Origin of the sequence: Sutterella faecalis, from assembly GCF_006337085.1 — a bacterium.
In the GTDB taxonomy this organism is placed as follows: Bacteria; Pseudomonadota; Gammaproteobacteria; order Burkholderiales; family Burkholderiaceae_F; genus Sutterella; species Sutterella faecalis.
Window position 1 is genome coordinate 401021 of record NZ_CP040882.1, and the last position, 14301, is coordinate 415321.

11 protein-coding genes are annotated in these 14301 nt (G+C 56.7%); 6 read left to right on the forward strand and 5 right to left on the reverse strand.

Annotated elements, in window-relative coordinates:
- Positions 1 to 113 precede the first annotated feature (113 nt).
- From FG381_RS01555 to FG381_RS01565, 3 genes are all read left to right on the forward strand, one after another.
- A complete protein-coding gene (locus tag FG381_RS01555) occupies positions 114 to 320 on the forward strand; it encodes a hypothetical protein (protein ID WP_139687217.1) in 207 nt (68 codons plus the stop codon).
- A gap of 324 nt (positions 321 to 644) precedes the next feature.
- Positions 645 to 3125: an excinuclease ABC subunit UvrA gene (locus FG381_RS01560; protein ID WP_139687218.1), complete on the forward strand. Its 2481-nt coding sequence runs from the start codon at positions 645 to 647 to the stop codon at positions 3123 to 3125.
- 184 nt (positions 3126 to 3309) lie between these two features.
- On the forward strand, positions 3310 to 3573 hold the full coding sequence (locus FG381_RS01565) for a ribbon-helix-helix domain-containing protein (protein WP_139687219.1): 264 nt from the start codon (positions 3310 to 3312) through the stop codon (positions 3571 to 3573).
- 4 nt (positions 3574 to 3577) lie between these two features.
- Here the strand turns inward: FG381_RS01565 and FG381_RS01570 are convergent, their stop codons facing one another.
- Together FG381_RS01570 and FG381_RS01575 are read right to left on the reverse strand one after the other, a co-directional pair.
- Positions 3578 to 4723, reverse strand: coding sequence for an AAA family ATPase (locus FG381_RS01570; RefSeq protein WP_139687220.1), 1146 nt, complete (start codon positions 4721 to 4723; stop codon positions 3578 to 3580).
- A gap of 56 nt (positions 4724 to 4779) precedes the next feature.
- Positions 4780 to 5685: an AraC family transcriptional regulator gene (locus FG381_RS01575; protein WP_165697794.1), complete on the reverse strand. Its 906-nt coding sequence runs from the start codon at positions 5683 to 5685 to the stop codon at positions 4780 to 4782.
- 422 nt (positions 5686 to 6107) lie between these two features.
- On the opposite strand from FG381_RS01575, the gene FG381_RS01580 reads away from it, so the two are divergent.
- Complete coding sequence (locus FG381_RS01580) at positions 6108 to 7100, forward strand: DUF362 domain-containing protein (protein WP_139687222.1); 993 nt, start codon at positions 6108 to 6110, stop codon at positions 7098 to 7100.
- Between the two features lie 142 nt (positions 7101 to 7242).
- On the opposite strand, the gene pepT is transcribed toward FG381_RS01580, so the two are convergent.
- On the reverse strand, positions 7243 to 8529 hold the full coding sequence (pepT, locus tag FG381_RS01585) for a peptidase T (protein ID WP_165697795.1): 1287 nt from the start codon (positions 8527 to 8529) through the stop codon (positions 7243 to 7245).
- 287 nt (positions 8530 to 8816) lie between these two features.
- Between pepT and dcuC the strand changes: the two genes are divergently transcribed.
- Together dcuC and FG381_RS01595 are read left to right on the forward strand one after the other, a co-directional pair.
- Positions 8817 to 10088, forward strand: a complete 1272-nt coding sequence (gene dcuC / locus FG381_RS01590) for a C4-dicarboxylate transporter DcuC (protein ID WP_139687224.1) — start codon at positions 8817 to 8819, stop codon at positions 10086 to 10088.
- A gap of 226 nt (positions 10089 to 10314) precedes the next feature.
- Complete coding sequence (locus tag FG381_RS01595; RefSeq protein ID WP_139687225.1) at positions 10315 to 10902, forward strand: flavodoxin; 588 nt, start codon at positions 10315 to 10317, stop codon at positions 10900 to 10902.
- A 62-nt stretch (positions 10903 to 10964) separates the two neighbouring features.
- Here FG381_RS01595 and FG381_RS01600 read toward each other — a convergent pair whose 3' ends face one another.
- Both FG381_RS01600 and FG381_RS01605 read right to left on the reverse strand, forming a co-directional pair.
- On the reverse strand, positions 10965 to 12230 hold the full coding sequence (locus FG381_RS01600; protein WP_139687226.1) for an L-cysteine desulfidase family protein: 1266 nt from the start codon (positions 12228 to 12230) through the stop codon (positions 10965 to 10967).
- Positions 12231 to 12381: 151 nt separating this feature from the next.
- A complete protein-coding gene (locus FG381_RS01605; protein ID WP_226960268.1) occupies positions 12382 to 14292 on the reverse strand; it encodes a DNA topoisomerase 3 in 1911 nt (636 codons plus the stop codon).
- Between the last annotated feature and the right edge of the window lie 9 nt (positions 14293 to 14301).

A 14301-nucleotide genomic window follows, 5' to 3' on the forward strand; every position in this document is an offset into this window, starting at 1 on the left:
CTGTTGCGCCGATGCGTCGAGCCTAGCCGATAAAATTCGTGAAGGCGAAAAGGCGATACGAAAACGGCCACCGACTGGAACTCGGTAGCCGCTCTCAAATAAGGGAGTTGGTTATGCAGACCACTCACTTCCCTGTTGGGGACATTATTGCACAGGCGGGCAAACACCTGCAAGGCGGGAATACGATCATCGTCCTGGATCTCAGCGGTCTAACGGCCGCAGCTCTCATCGTGATCGCTCTCGTCGGTGTTGTTCTTGCGATCGTTGCGATGTATGGAATTCTCTCGGCTAAGCCCAGGCACGGCAAACGTTCTGAGTAGTGTTGAGAGAACAGAACAGTAAGCTTTGGAAACTACATCAGGGAGGCCCTTGCCCAATAAGCAGGGCCTTTTTTCCCCTTAAGCGGTTAAGTCCATGCGGGAGGCGTATGGGAAGTTCATATGCTTTTAGAGATGAAAATGTGGCGTCCAAGTTGCTCAACATAATAATCGTTATGTTGAATAATACTTTTCCGGGCTTCTGAGCACCAAAATCAAGTACAGGTCTCAAGCCTGGAAAAACTCAGTCGAAATCAATTCGCGTTCACCGTTAGCGTCGAAGCTAGACTTGCTGGTATTGACTCCATTCCCGTTTCGGCAATTATTATGGTCGACACCATTCAGATCCGCGGCGCGCGCGTTCACAATCTCAAGAACATCAATGTCGATGTGCCCCTCGGCAAAATCGTGGCCGTTTCCGGCCTCTCGGGTTCGGGCAAATCATCGCTCGCGCTGGGAATCCTATATTCCGAAGGTTCGAGGCGCTACCTTGAAGCGCTTTCGACCTATACGCGCCGGCGCATGACGCAGGCTCCAAAAGCGGATGTCGACGAAGTCCTCCACGTTCCGGCTGCGCTGGCACTCCGCCAGCGGCCCGGGATCCCCGGGATTCGGAGCACCTTCGGCACCGGTACCGAGCTTTTGAACAGCCTGCGCTTAATGTTCTCGCGCCTCGCGAGCCACCGCTGCCCGAACGGCCACTACGTGCCGCCGAGCCTCAATGTTGCAGCCGGGAAGCCCCTCAAGTGCCCCGTCTGCGGCACGGAATTCTATGCGCCGTCTGCAGAGGATCTCGCCTTCAACAGTCAGGGTGCCTGCCGGACCTGCGGCGGCACCGGCATCGTGAGAACCGTCGACCGCTCCACGCTTGTTCCGGATCCGAATCTCACGATTGACGAAGGCGCAGTCGCTCCCTGGAACTCGCTCATGTGGTCCCTGATGACGGACGTCTGCCGGGCCATGGGCGTGCGGACCGACGTTCCCTTCAAGAACCTTACTGAAAAGGAAAAGGACATCGTCTTCAACGGCCCGGCCGTCAAGAAGCACATCTTCTACAAGCCGAAGCACTCCGACATCCAGACGGCGGGCGAACTCGACTTCACCTACTACAACGCCGTCTACACGGTTGAAAATGCGCTCGCCAAGGTGAAGGACGATGCCGGCATGAAGCGCGTTGCGAAGTTCCTTAAGGAAGACGTCTGTCCTGACTGCCATGGCTCCCGCATCTCGGAAGCCGCACGGGCTCCGCGTCTCTGCGGCATCGGTCTCGACGACGCCTGCCGCATGACGCTCTCTGAGCTGGCTCTTTGGGTCAAGGGCGTACCGGAGACGCTCCCCGGAGCGATGCGTCCGATGGCTGAGAGCATCTGCGCCTCCTTTCTTGAGACAGCAAAGCGCCTCCTCGACCTGGGACTCAGCTACCTGACGCTCGATCGCTCCGCCGCCTCGCTTTCAACGGGCGAACGGCAGCGCATGCAGCTCGCGCGCGCCGTTCGCAACAGAACGACGGGCGTGCTCTACGTGCTTGATGAACCTTCAATCGGCCTTCATCCGGCGAATATCAAGGGCTTGATCGGCGTGATGAACGACTTGATCAACGACGGCAACTCCGTCGTTCTCGTCGACCATGACGCGCAGATTTTGAATGCCGCGGACTGGATGATCGAAATGGGACCGAAAGCCGGTGCCGGCGGCGGCACGGTTGTCGCAGAGGGGCCGCTTGAGGCAATCGAAGCCGACCCGAAGAGCCTGATCGGCCCATTCCTTTCCGGCCAAACCATCCGCAGCCGCGAGGTGACCCCGAAGGAACATATGTTCGACCTCGGCGTCATATCCATGGAAACCGACAGGATCCATACGGTGCATCCGCTCTCCGTGAGGATCCCCAAGGGACGCCTTACGGTCGTCACCGGCGTTTCGGGTTCCGGGAAGTCAACCCTCATCCTCGAATCGCTTGTGCCGGCGCTCCTCAGCAAACTCGCCGGGAAGCCCCTCCCCGCTCACGTCAAATCCATCGATGCACCCGATATCCGGCAGGTGAAGCTCATTGACGCATCCCCCATCGGAATCAACGTACGTTCTACCGTTGCCACCTATGCGAACGTGCACGATGAATTGAGGAAGGTTTTTGCACGAACGGAAGACGCAAAAGCGCTCGGCTGGAAATCAAACGACTTTTCTTACAACACCGGAAAGCTCCGGTGCCCGGTCTGCGACGGCACCGGCATCGTGAGCCTCGACGTTCAGTTCCTGCCTGATGTCGACGTCCCCTGCCCTGAATGCCGGGGATCGCGCTATGCGGATGATACCATGAAGGTAAAGCACCGGAACAGGGAGAATGAAGGCTATTCGCTCCCCGAAATCATGGCGATGGACATCACGAGCGCCCTGAAGGCCTGCGACGGCCTCAAGCTCGTTTCCCAGCGTCTGAAGGTCCTCGAGGACCTGGGGCTCGGCTACCTGACGCTCGGCGAAGCGACTCCCCTCCTCTCAGGCGGTGAGGCGCAGCGCCTCAAGCTCGCCTCTGAAATGGGAAAGACTCAGTCAGATGCCGTCTTTGTTTTCGACGAGCCGACGATCGGCTTGCATCCGCTCGACGTCATGACGCTCCTCAAGGTTTTCCAGAGGCTTATCGAAAACGGCGCAACCGTGATCGTGATCGAGCACGACCTTGACGTCATCAGGAACGCCGACTGGATTATTGACCTCGGTCCCGGCGGAGGCACGGAAGGCGGACGCATTGTCGTAGCGGGCACTGCAGTCGACATCAGAGAAACGCCGGAGAGCCGGACCGGCAGGTTCATTTGAATTTTCGAATGAACGGCCCATGCCACACGCTTCCATTCCAGGAATCATACGGCGGTTTTAGAAAGATCACACCGAAAGAAAAGAGCGTGCACGAGTTTCTTGAGTATCTCTTTAAGCGAATGCTCTTCTTTTAGGAACAAAATAATACATCAGAATGGATGAACACCTTATTGAAGGAAGAACAATGACTGAAAAATACGTTTTGCTCACGGTTGAGCTTTCTCCGGAAGAGAAAAAGACTTTCTCTGAGATCGCGAATTCATTGGGATTCAGCGAGGCAGAAGTACTCATGATGCTTGTCCATCAATTTATTGAATGCAAGGAATTACCTTTCGTTTTCCATTGTTATCCGAAGATAAACTATAAAAATCCGAATCTCCTTCATGCTCATCTTAACGATAAAGGTCGATTGATTGTTCCGAATGCCTGGAAGGACGAGGATGAATAATTTCTTATGAATAATGATGCTCGATAAATTGCCTGGATTCTTTATTCGGAATTTGCAGGAATGCAGTACCTCCTTCAATTCGCCCAACCGTGAGGAATCCGTACTGAGTAAGGAGAACCAATTCGCTTATTCTGTCAATATCCTGCGGGAAATCCAGTTCCCTCACTGGAATCGGAATTTCTTCATTGAAGTTGGAGAGATTGCTTAATGAATGCTCTTTGATGCAGTTGACCAGCGCAGATGACTTCCCTTCTCTCTCCATCCGGTAGTTTTTAAAGCCGAGCTCCGGGCTCGAAAGGAATTTGAGAACCGACGATGGAGAATAGACATGATGCTTCAACGTCTGTTCGAAGCAATACCCGCCATAGCAGCCGCGGAGACGGATGCGAACCTCTTCAGGCGACATGCCGAGCGCTGCAGCAGCAATCTTCAGCCGATCATCAAAATAAAAATCGAGCTCCTCATCGGTGAACCCGAGAAGGGATCCGTATTTCGGAATAGCGCTGAGATCCGTACAGATATTGAGACCGCCGAAAATATCGGATTGAATGAACTTCGTGATTCCTGAAATCAGAAAGAACCTCCAGATCGGCTCCCCGTATTTAATGATCGAATAGAAATCCGCGAGAATTATTCTGACTTTGAGCAGCAATGACCAATTTGCAAGCGCCGAGAGCAATGGCGCATCATAGTCGTCAATCAGGAGAACGATGCTGTCCTCCGGCTGCTGCCTGAGCCATGAACTCAACTCCTCACAAAGATCCACGGCATTATTCGAATTGGATTGAAATCCGTCCTTTCCGAATCCATCCTGAATGATGCAGCAGAATTTTGATTCAAAATCTGTGAGATCAGTGAAATTCCCTGCCGTCGAAAAGTCCAGGCGAACTGTGGAATAAAGGCCATCGAGCTGCGCTTCCCCGCCTTTCAACCCTTTGAAAGCCTGCGGACCTTGTGAGAAGAAGGATTCAAATGCCGAGAGGAGAAGCGTTCTGCCGAAACCAGGAGGCCTTGTGAGAAAGAAGCTCTGATGGAAGCCTGCGAGATCAGCAATCATGTCCGTTTTATCGACATAGAGAAGATTCCTTCTGCGAATGTCGGTAAAAAACGCATTGCCGATGGGAAGATTCTGAAGAGCAGACGTCGGCATGAGAAGAGCTCCAGTCTGAGAATGGTTCCGGGACCAAAGCGGTCCCGGATGTCGATTCAGAAGGAAACAGGGCTTGACGCATAGCCGACAGAGCCGTGGTGAATGACCTCCTCTCTCGGCGTGCGGCCGAAGAATCGCCGGAAGTCCGTCGTGAACTGACTCGCACTCTGATAGCCCACCGACTGAGCTGTAATGGCGACGCTTCGCTTTTCGGCAGTGAGGAGCCGCCGAGCTTCAAAGAGCCTCAGGTTCTTTTGATACTGGATCGGCGAACAACCCGCGAGCGCATGAAAGTGCCGTCGAAAAGTAGCGGGCGACATATGTACGGAACTCGCAAGCGCATCGGCTTCAATGTCCTCGCGGTAATGGTCCCGAATGAAATTCATCGCGGTCATGATGCGCCGCGACCGGGATCCTGAAGCGTAGAGGCTCCTGATCCAGGGGCCGAGTTCGGAGATGAGGAGCCGAGCATAGATCTCGCGCTTCACGATCGGCACGAGCACCTGGGCCTCAGGCTTACCCGAGAGCGATAGAAGTCTTTCAAAGGATTCGCAGATTTCGTCGGAACAGTCGATGACGAAAACGGGCTTCGCTTCTGTTTCTGCGGAGAGAAGGTTTTCCGGCATTGTAGAAATGATGTCCGACAAGACTTCCGGCTCGAGTTTGAGGACGAGTGAAAGGAAGGGCTTTTCCGGCGATGCATCTTCAATGACCGTTTCCGAAGGCCGGTTGATGCAGTTGACGACGCACTTCCCCACGCCATATTCGAAGCGCTCGCCGGAGACAGTGGTGCTTTTCCGGCCCTGGACGATCAGTGCGGTAAAGAGAGAAACAAAGGTTCTGCGCTCGCCCGAGCCGGTTGTCACCACAACGCTCAAACCCTCAATCCCGGTGTCGTTGTAGCCCTCCCGAAGCGCAAAGCGCTTGATCAGATCCATCATTTTCGGTTCAAGGAGCTTCATGACGCGAACTCTCCAAAAGGAATGCGCAACTTCCATCATGAAGCTTAGCGCGGGAATCTGCCAAGAATTTTCAAAACTGCTCTCCTTGAGCATTTTTGGAAAATGGATGCGCGAAAAAAGAACATCCTGGAAATTCTTTAAAAATACAATGATTTCAAAAAGATAAGACCTGATCCTCAAGATCCGCAGGATGGACTTTGACATGCTGAAATCAATCGCCGCAGCCCTATTCTCCTTTTATTCATCATCCCGGGCAGAACCCGCACTGACCTCTGCGACAAAGAACCTTTTATCGCAAAGATCCTCTTAAAGCCGGGTCAATTCATCTCGTCCGGCCATGCAGAACGCGAGGCCGCGGGGAGTTTTCTCTCTCCTTTTGCTCCCCGCACTTTTTCTTCCGTAAACGAAAGGTCCATTACATCATGCAGCGCAGAGACTTATTAATCGCAGGATCCCTCTCAGGCGTAGCCGCTTCCGCCTCGATCCGGGCGGCAGAAATGTCATCATCGCAGAGCGCAGCCCTGAAGGAACTGAACAGCATTCCGCTCCGCCATGCCGTCGATGATCCGGCGGCGCCGATAGTGTATTTCAGCCGCGAAATCACGCCCGAATCGCTCTTGAAGCTCTATGAGGCGCTCGGCCGCCCGGCCCGGGGAAAGACCGGCATCAAGATCACCTTCGAATCCCCGAACGGACCGCACCTCGATCCGGCGCTCCTCAAACTCCTTTGCGACAAGGTTCAGGGGACGATCATCGACTGCAACGGATTCACGGGGCCGCGCGACACCACCGCCGGCAACCTCAGAGTCGCAGAAGGTCACGGCTTCACGGGGATCGCCCCGATCGACATTCTCGACGCCGACGGCGACATGGATCTTCCGGTTCGAAACGGCTATAGGCGCAAGTTCGCACGCACGGGCCGGCACTTTGCTCAGTATGAATCCCTCATCTCCGTCGTCCGCTTCAAGGCTCACCACCTGCCCCGCTACGGCGGCACGATGAAGAACCTCTCCATCTGCCTTGGATCCATCTCGGGGAAAGCCATCATTCACAGCGGCGGCAACGTGACGACGCATTACACGTCCACTTCCGACGAGATTACGGCTCAAGCCATGGCCGATGCCGTGAAGGCCGCGATGGACTACCGGAAGGACCGCTGGTGCTTCATCAATGTGCTTGACGCCTTCAGCCCGGACGACAGCTGCAGCCACGCGAGAAACCTCGGCAACATCGGCATTTTTGCGTCCATCGACCCGGTGGCCGTGGACCAGGCGGCGGTCGACGTCACCTTCGGCGCCGCGCCGGACGAGGAAACCCGCAGAGCCTGGGAGGAATACCACAGCACGATGCTCCTCCCGAAGGCAGAGAAAATCGGGGTCGGCCGCACCCATTACAGGCTGCTTTCAATCGATTAAATCAGAAGGATTTGAAAAAAATTTCTTCCAATCACGCGTCAAAGTGCAGCACTCCGCTTGATCGAATGCGGGGAGCAATTACGGAAAAGGACCCGACTGATGACAGCCCGGGTCCTTTTTCTATTCCAGCGGACTTCCTAAATTACCGCAGCGACGCAACCTCTGCCGACATTTTCCCGAGCTCCACAGCCACCTCATGGGACTTGATGAGGGACTCCACCGGGAGACACTCATAAACGCCGTGGAAGTTGAGTCCGCCCGTGAAGAAATTGGGCGTGGGAAGACCCATCTCAGAGATGCGGCAGCCGTCCGAGCCGCCGCGGACCGGGTTCTCGACGATGTCGAGGCCGACGCGCCGGAACGCTTCGCGCGCGATGTCGCAGACCTTCGGGAAGTGCTCGAGATAGTTTTTAAGGTTGTAGTACTGGTCCTTCACCGTCACCGTGACGCGTCCGCCCCAGACCTTGTTCATCTCTTCGGCCACCTTCCTCACGTAAGCCTTCCGGTCCTCAAACTTCACATTGTCGTGGTCGCGGATCAGCATCCTCACGTCGACGCCGCGCACGGCGCCCGTGATTCCGATCGGATGGAAGAAGCCTTCATACATCGAGGTCTTCTCGGGGACGCTCTCAGACGGGAAGCGAGAAAGGAAGTCCATCGCCATCCGGATGGCGTTCACCATCTTGTCCTTCGCGGACCCCGGATGAACGTTGAGGCCTTCGAAATGCGCAGTCACCATGGCTGCGTTGAAGGTTTCAGTGTCAAAGCCCCCTCTTTCGCCGCCGTCCACCGTATAGGCATAAGCGGCGCCGAACTCCTTCGGATCGAATTTCGCCGTGCCCCGGCCGATTTCCTCGTCGGGCGTTACGCAGAAGCATAAGCGCGCATGCGGAATCTCCGGGTGATCAATGAAGTACTTCGCCGTTTCAATGAGGACCGCAATCCCTGCCTTGTCGTCGGCGCCGAGGAGCGTCGTGCCGTCCGTGACGACGAGCTTTTCTCCGGCATATTTACCGACTTCCGGGAAGCGGTCGAGGGAAGGAACGATGTCCTTTTCCTTGTTGAGGCAAATGTTGCCGCCCTCGTAGTCGATCACCTTCCATTTGGCTGGCGCCCCGCTCGCCTCGGGCGACGTATCCATGTGCGCGATGAGGCCGAGCGCGGGCGCATTTTCATAATCCTTCGTCGCCTCAATCCAGCCGTAGACGATGCCGTAGGGCGTCACGCGGGTTTCGCGGACGCCGACCGACTGAAATTCCTTCTCGAGAAGCGCCGCATAGGCGAGCTGCGCTTTGGTAGACGGGAAGTCGGGCGACTGCGGGTCGCTCGTCGTGTCGTACTGCGTATAGGAAAGGAAGCGCTGCAGGATGAGCGGCAGCGACTCAAATTCGGATTTTGAAAAATTCCCGTAATAGCTCATTTCCAGCATGAACGACTCCCGAAAAGAAAATGCCTTCCCGATTAAAGGGAAATGCATCGAAGTTTAGACCCGGCATAAGTATTTCGAGCAGTTCAATATTGGTGAGGACGCCCAAAATTAGTGCAAACCCTCTGTCACAACGGTCCAATACCTTTCTGCACTAGGGAGTTGCACCTATAGATAGTGCTGTTTTCATTATTAAAATACGCAAAATAACTTATATTTCAATAATGTCATCTGAAAATATTTATCTATTTTCAGATGACGTTTTCTTTTACCTCCAGGAGACGAAATTCATGACATGGGAAATGTGGGCGGCGCTCGCCGTAGTCTGCGTAACCGTATATGGGCTCTTAAAGCGCTGGGAAACCCGCCTTGTGCTTCTCACCTCGGGCTTCGTCATGTGCCTGCTGTCGCTCAACCCGATTGCAGCCTTCCAGCAGTTCGACAAATCGATGACGAGCGCCTCGCTCATCATCGTGATCTGCTCGGCCATGGGCTTTGCACGCGTGATGAACATCACGAAGTGCGACCTTCACCTCGTTTCACTTCTCACGAAGCCCCTCAACAAGCTCGGCATTCTCCTTCTTCCCTGCTGCATGATCGTGACGGGCGTTGTGTCCATCGCGATTTCGTCTCTGGCCGGCATGTGCGCCGCGATCGGCCCCACGATCTGCGCCCTCATGATCCGCGCGGGCTTCCGTCCGGCCATGGCCGCAGCCACGGTGATTGCCTCGACGCTTCCCTCCTTCTGGTCCCCGGGGTCGTCCCACAACGGGTTCGTTGCGAAGCTCGCTGACTGGCCCATCATGGAGTACCTCACCTACACGGGCACCCGCACGCTCCTGATCTCGATCGTCTGCATTGCGCTCATGGTCGGCTGCTGCCTGCTCTTCGGCGACTTCAAGAAGGGCGGATTCGAAAATGACGGCGTGCACGATGCCGCCAACAAGGTCGAGCTCCCCGAACACCCGAACCTCCTCTGGGCATTTGCACCGCTCCTTCCCGTGGTGCTCCTCTTCGTCGTCGCCGTCTGCTTCCCGCAGGTGAAGATCTCGGTTGCGACCGCCATGCTGATCGGCGTCATCTATACGCTCCTCGTCACGCGCTTCAATCCCGCCGACATCACCCGCAAGTTCTTTGACGGCATGGGTCATGGCTACGGCAACATTCTCGGCCTCATCATTGCGGCCGGCGTCTTCGCTGCGGGCCTGCGCTCCTGCGGCGTGATCGACGTCTTCGTCGAGGCGCTCAAAGGGTCTTCGGACCTCGCGAAGCTCGGCGCTGCCGTCGGCCCATATGTTCTCGGCGTGATGACGGGCTCGGGCGACGCTGCCGCCTTCGCCTTCAATGAAGCCGTGACGCCGCATGCCGCCGCCTTCGGCCTCACGATTCCCGACCTCGGCTACCTCGCGAGCGTCGCCGCAACGTTCGGCCGCGTTTCCTCGCCGCTCGCCGCCGGCGTGATCGTTGTTTCCGGCATTGCCGGCGTCTCGCCGATCGAAGTGATCAAGCGTTCTGCACCGGTGCAGATCTGCACGCTCACGTTCCTCTTCCTCATCAGCTGACCGTAATCGCTTTCAGCAGTGTCCGGACGCCTTGAATCTTGCGTCCGGACGCCGCCGGCGACAGGATTCGCTTCAGAAGGCCCGGATTTCCAGATTGGAAGCGGGCCTTCTCTATTGAGCGCAAGCTGCGCGGAAAGTGTGAATTTTTGAGAGAATGAGGCAGAAGGCCGGGAACGCCCGCTTCTAGACTTTTCCTTAAGTTCAAAACGTTCTTAAGGAGAAGAACATGACGAATCCTGCTTTCACGCGCCGAGCCTGCCTCAGAGCATTGTCCGGACTTCTCGCCGCGGCTGCCGTCTCCCGCGCCGCCCACGCAGCAGACCCGAAGAAAATGATCGTTCTCTATTTCTCCTGGTCGGGGAGCACGCAGAAGGTCGCGGAGGAAATCCAGCGTCTCACGGGCTGCGACATCGCCCGGATTGAAACCGTGACGCCCTACCCGCGGGACTACAGCGAAACCGTGAGGATTGCAGTACCGGAGCGTGAAGGCAAGGCGCGGCCGCCCATCAAGCCGCTTCCGGACCTCTCCTCTTACGACGTGATTGCGATCGGCCACCCCATCTGGGGAGGTCAGATGCCGATGGCGCTCTATACGTTCCTCGAAAATACTGATCTGTCCGGGAAGACGATCTTCCACTTTTCAACGAGCGGCGGAAGCGGACTCGGGGACAGCCAGCAGGAAATCGCGAGGCTAGAACCCAATGCAAAGCTTCTCCCCGGCCATACGGTCTACGGCTGGGGAGGCGTGAGAGATTTGTCCGTTGTGCGCGGCTGGCTCGAGGCCGACGGGATTGCGCTCAAAAGCGGAGTTTGAATTTTTTCAAGCCGTCATCAATTCTTTCTGAGAGCACCTGAGGCGGCAATGCACGTGCCGGCTCAGGATTCGTGTAGCATCACGCGGATGATTTCACGGTCCGTGTCGACCATGCCCTGGCTCGCAATGCGCCCGACCGCAGCCGCCGTATCGTCGGTAGTTTCCTGCACAATGCCGTCGCCCGCCCGGAAGGCTTTCTTGTGCTTCACCATGTCGAGCGCAAGAAGCGCGCCCTCGACCGACATGGAGATCTTGGCCGCGCACGAGGACTTAGCCCCGTCGCAGAGAAGCCCCGACGTAATTGCAAGCGCATTGCTGATGACGGCTTCGATTTCCTTGTCGGAAAGATGCTCGAGCATGGCAATGCCCGCGCCGCTCCCGCACCCGGCGCTCACGGCGCCGCAGTAGGCGGAAAGCTTTCCGATCCCCTGCTTCAGGGCAATCGTGACAAGGTCGGAGAGAAGAAGCGCCCGGATGACTTCCTCATCCGTGGAATGAAGCGCTTCGCCGAAGATCGCGACCGGCACGCTCGCCGTAATCCCCTGATTGCCGCTTCCCGACACAATGACGACGGGAAGTTCGCAGCCGTTCATGCGGGCGTCGGATGCCGCTGCCGCCCAGGCGCGCGCCTTCACGGCCGGATCATCGGTGTCTCTCGCAAGGAGAATCTGACCGATCGTGGCGCCCCAGCTGCCCTTCAATCCTTCTCTGGCGATAGCGAGGTTGCATCCCATCTGGCGGCGAAGAAGCGATTCCGTTTCTGTGCCCTTAAGAGGCATTTCGCGCGCGATGCGGATCAACTCTGCAATCGACCAGTTTTCCCTGGGTGCCGAATCCTCACAGACGTCGCCTTCGGAAAAGATCCTCCGGCCGTCCTCTTCAATGCAGGTGATGTTCGTGTGATAGGTGCGGATCGTGACGGAGGTGGTTTTTCCTCTGAGGGTTCCCGTTACGCGGATGAAGAAGACATCGGGCTCCGTAGACTGACGGATCGTCATGGGTTCATGGACGCGCCGTCCGATCTCCGCGCGTTCCTCGTCTGAAACCTGAGCGAGCACCTGGAGCTTCGCCTCAGGACGGCGCGACACGAATCCGGCAGCCACCGCAGCTTCAATGCCGTAGAGTCCGCCCGTATTCGGAACGATGACGCTCTTCACGTTCTTCACGATGTTGCGCGAAACTTCAACGTCGATGGACTCCGGATAGCCCCCGAGGCGCTTTCCAGCTTCAGCGGCAGCATATGCCAGAGCAATGGGTTCCGTGCAGCCCATTGCGGGAAGAAGTTCCTTGAGAAGCGCTTCGCGGTAGGGAGTATATGAATCCGTCATGGTCGCAGGGGTCAGGAAAGAGATAGGCACATCAACTTAGCCAATCGGATCAATTAACGCAACAGAGAAGAATCCATTAGGTGTAAACAGGGATCTTTGCGGCAAGACCGAAAGCATGATGAAGCCTCATCAAGCGATGACGGACGTGCGGTTATCTTGCATTTACAGGCGTAACGGAACTGAGCTCGCTCTTCACGAAAGCCTTCACCTCATCTTCGAAGGCTTCAAGCGACAGATGCCCGGCCTCGACTTCCTTCAGCTTTTCCTCATACTGCGCGGTGAGGACGGCGCTTCGCATCCGCGGACTCACCTTGAGAAGAAGCAACCTTCCTTTTTCCGAGCAGTGAAGCTTCTTTCCTTCCGTCACGAGAAATTCGCGTCGCTTCAATTCCGAAATGATGGCCGCGCGCGTGGCCGGCGTCCCGATCCCGTCGGCTTCCTTGAGCCGGGCCCGGATCCTCGGGTCGTCATAAGCCCGGTGAATGCTTTCCATGGCCGCAATGAGCGTGCCTTCAGTGTAGTAAAGCGGCGGCTTGGTCTTCGCCTCGACGCCCTTTACTTCCCGCACCTCCACTTTGTCGCCGGCCTTCAGTTTCGGAAGCTCCTGCTCGTCGTCGGCGCCGCCCTCTTCCTTCCGGGTTTTCTCCTTTTCACGCCGCTCGGCTTCGATCTGCTTCCTGTAAAGCACCTTCCAGCCTTCTCTCTTAGGAATGTTCCCCGAGGCTTCGAAAGCTTCTCCGCCGATACGCAGAATAATCTTCGTCGACTCATATTCATATGCCGGGAAGAACTGTGCGAGATAGCGCTTTGCGACGAGCCCGTAGAGCTTTTGCTCGTCGGCGGAGAGCTTCGACCAGTCGGCGGCAAGCCCCGTCGGAATAATGCCGTGATGCGCCGTCACTTTGCCGTCGTTCCAGACGGGGGACTTGATGGCGGGATCGGCCTTTCCGCAGATGCCTTCCGCTCCAGGGATCGTCCTGGCAATTGCGGCAATCACCTTCGGAGCATCGGCATGCTGACTCACGGGAAGAAACTGACAGTCCGTGCGCGGGTAGGAAATGCACTTATGCTTTTCGTAGAGCGACTGACAAATGCTGAGGGTCTTCTCCGCCGTGAAGCCGAAAGCTTTGGAACCGGCCTGCTGAATATCGGCAAGAGAAAAGCATTTGGGCTGCGCCTGGCGCTTCAATTTCGTTTCGGCAGAAATCACCTCGCCCTCACGGCATCCCTGAAGTTTTTCGACGAGCTTCCTGCCGAATTCGAGGTCAATGAGGCGCCCTTCCTCGTCGAGTCCTGATTGATTCGCTCCGGGCTTCCATTTCGCCTGGAAAGACTTCCCGCCGCCCAGGCAGGAGGCCAGTATATTGAGATACGGGACGGGCTTGAAGTTCCTGACGGCATAGTCGCGCTGAGCGACGAGCGTCAGTGTCGGCGTCTGGACGCGCCCGACAACGATCAGATTCCTCGCGCCCTTTGCTTCCTCGCGCAGCGTATAAAAGCGCGAGAGATTCATGCCGAGAAGCCAGTCTGCGCGGCTTCTGCCGCGCGCAGCATCGCGCATGCCGACGAAATTGCGGTTGGGCTTCAGCTGAGAGAGCGCCTTCCTGATCGATTCCGGATCAATCGCCGACGCCCAGAAGCGGTCAACGGGCTTTCGGCACTTAAAGTGCTCGAGCACCTCGTCCACAAGGAGCTGCCCCTCGCGGTCCGGGTCGCCCGCGTTGACGACGCGCCGCTTTGTCGCCTTGAGAAGCTTCCCGATGGCGGCAAGCTGCGCTTTTGCGCCGCCGTCAGACTTTCTGACCATCTGCCACGCTTCCGGAAAGATCGGGAGATCCTCCATGCGCCAGGGCTTCTTGCCGTTTTTGAGCGTCGGGACGCTCTCAGGCAGATAAGCGTCGGGCTCGGCCTGCGCGAGGAGATGACCGAAGCACCAGGTAACGACCGTGCCGCCGCGGCAGATGATGAAGGACTTCTCCCTTCTTTCAACGCCGATTCCTTCGGCGATCGCGCGCGCGAGGCTCGGTTTTTCGGCGATGTAGAGCGTATCGATGTCGGTCAACGGTGTAGT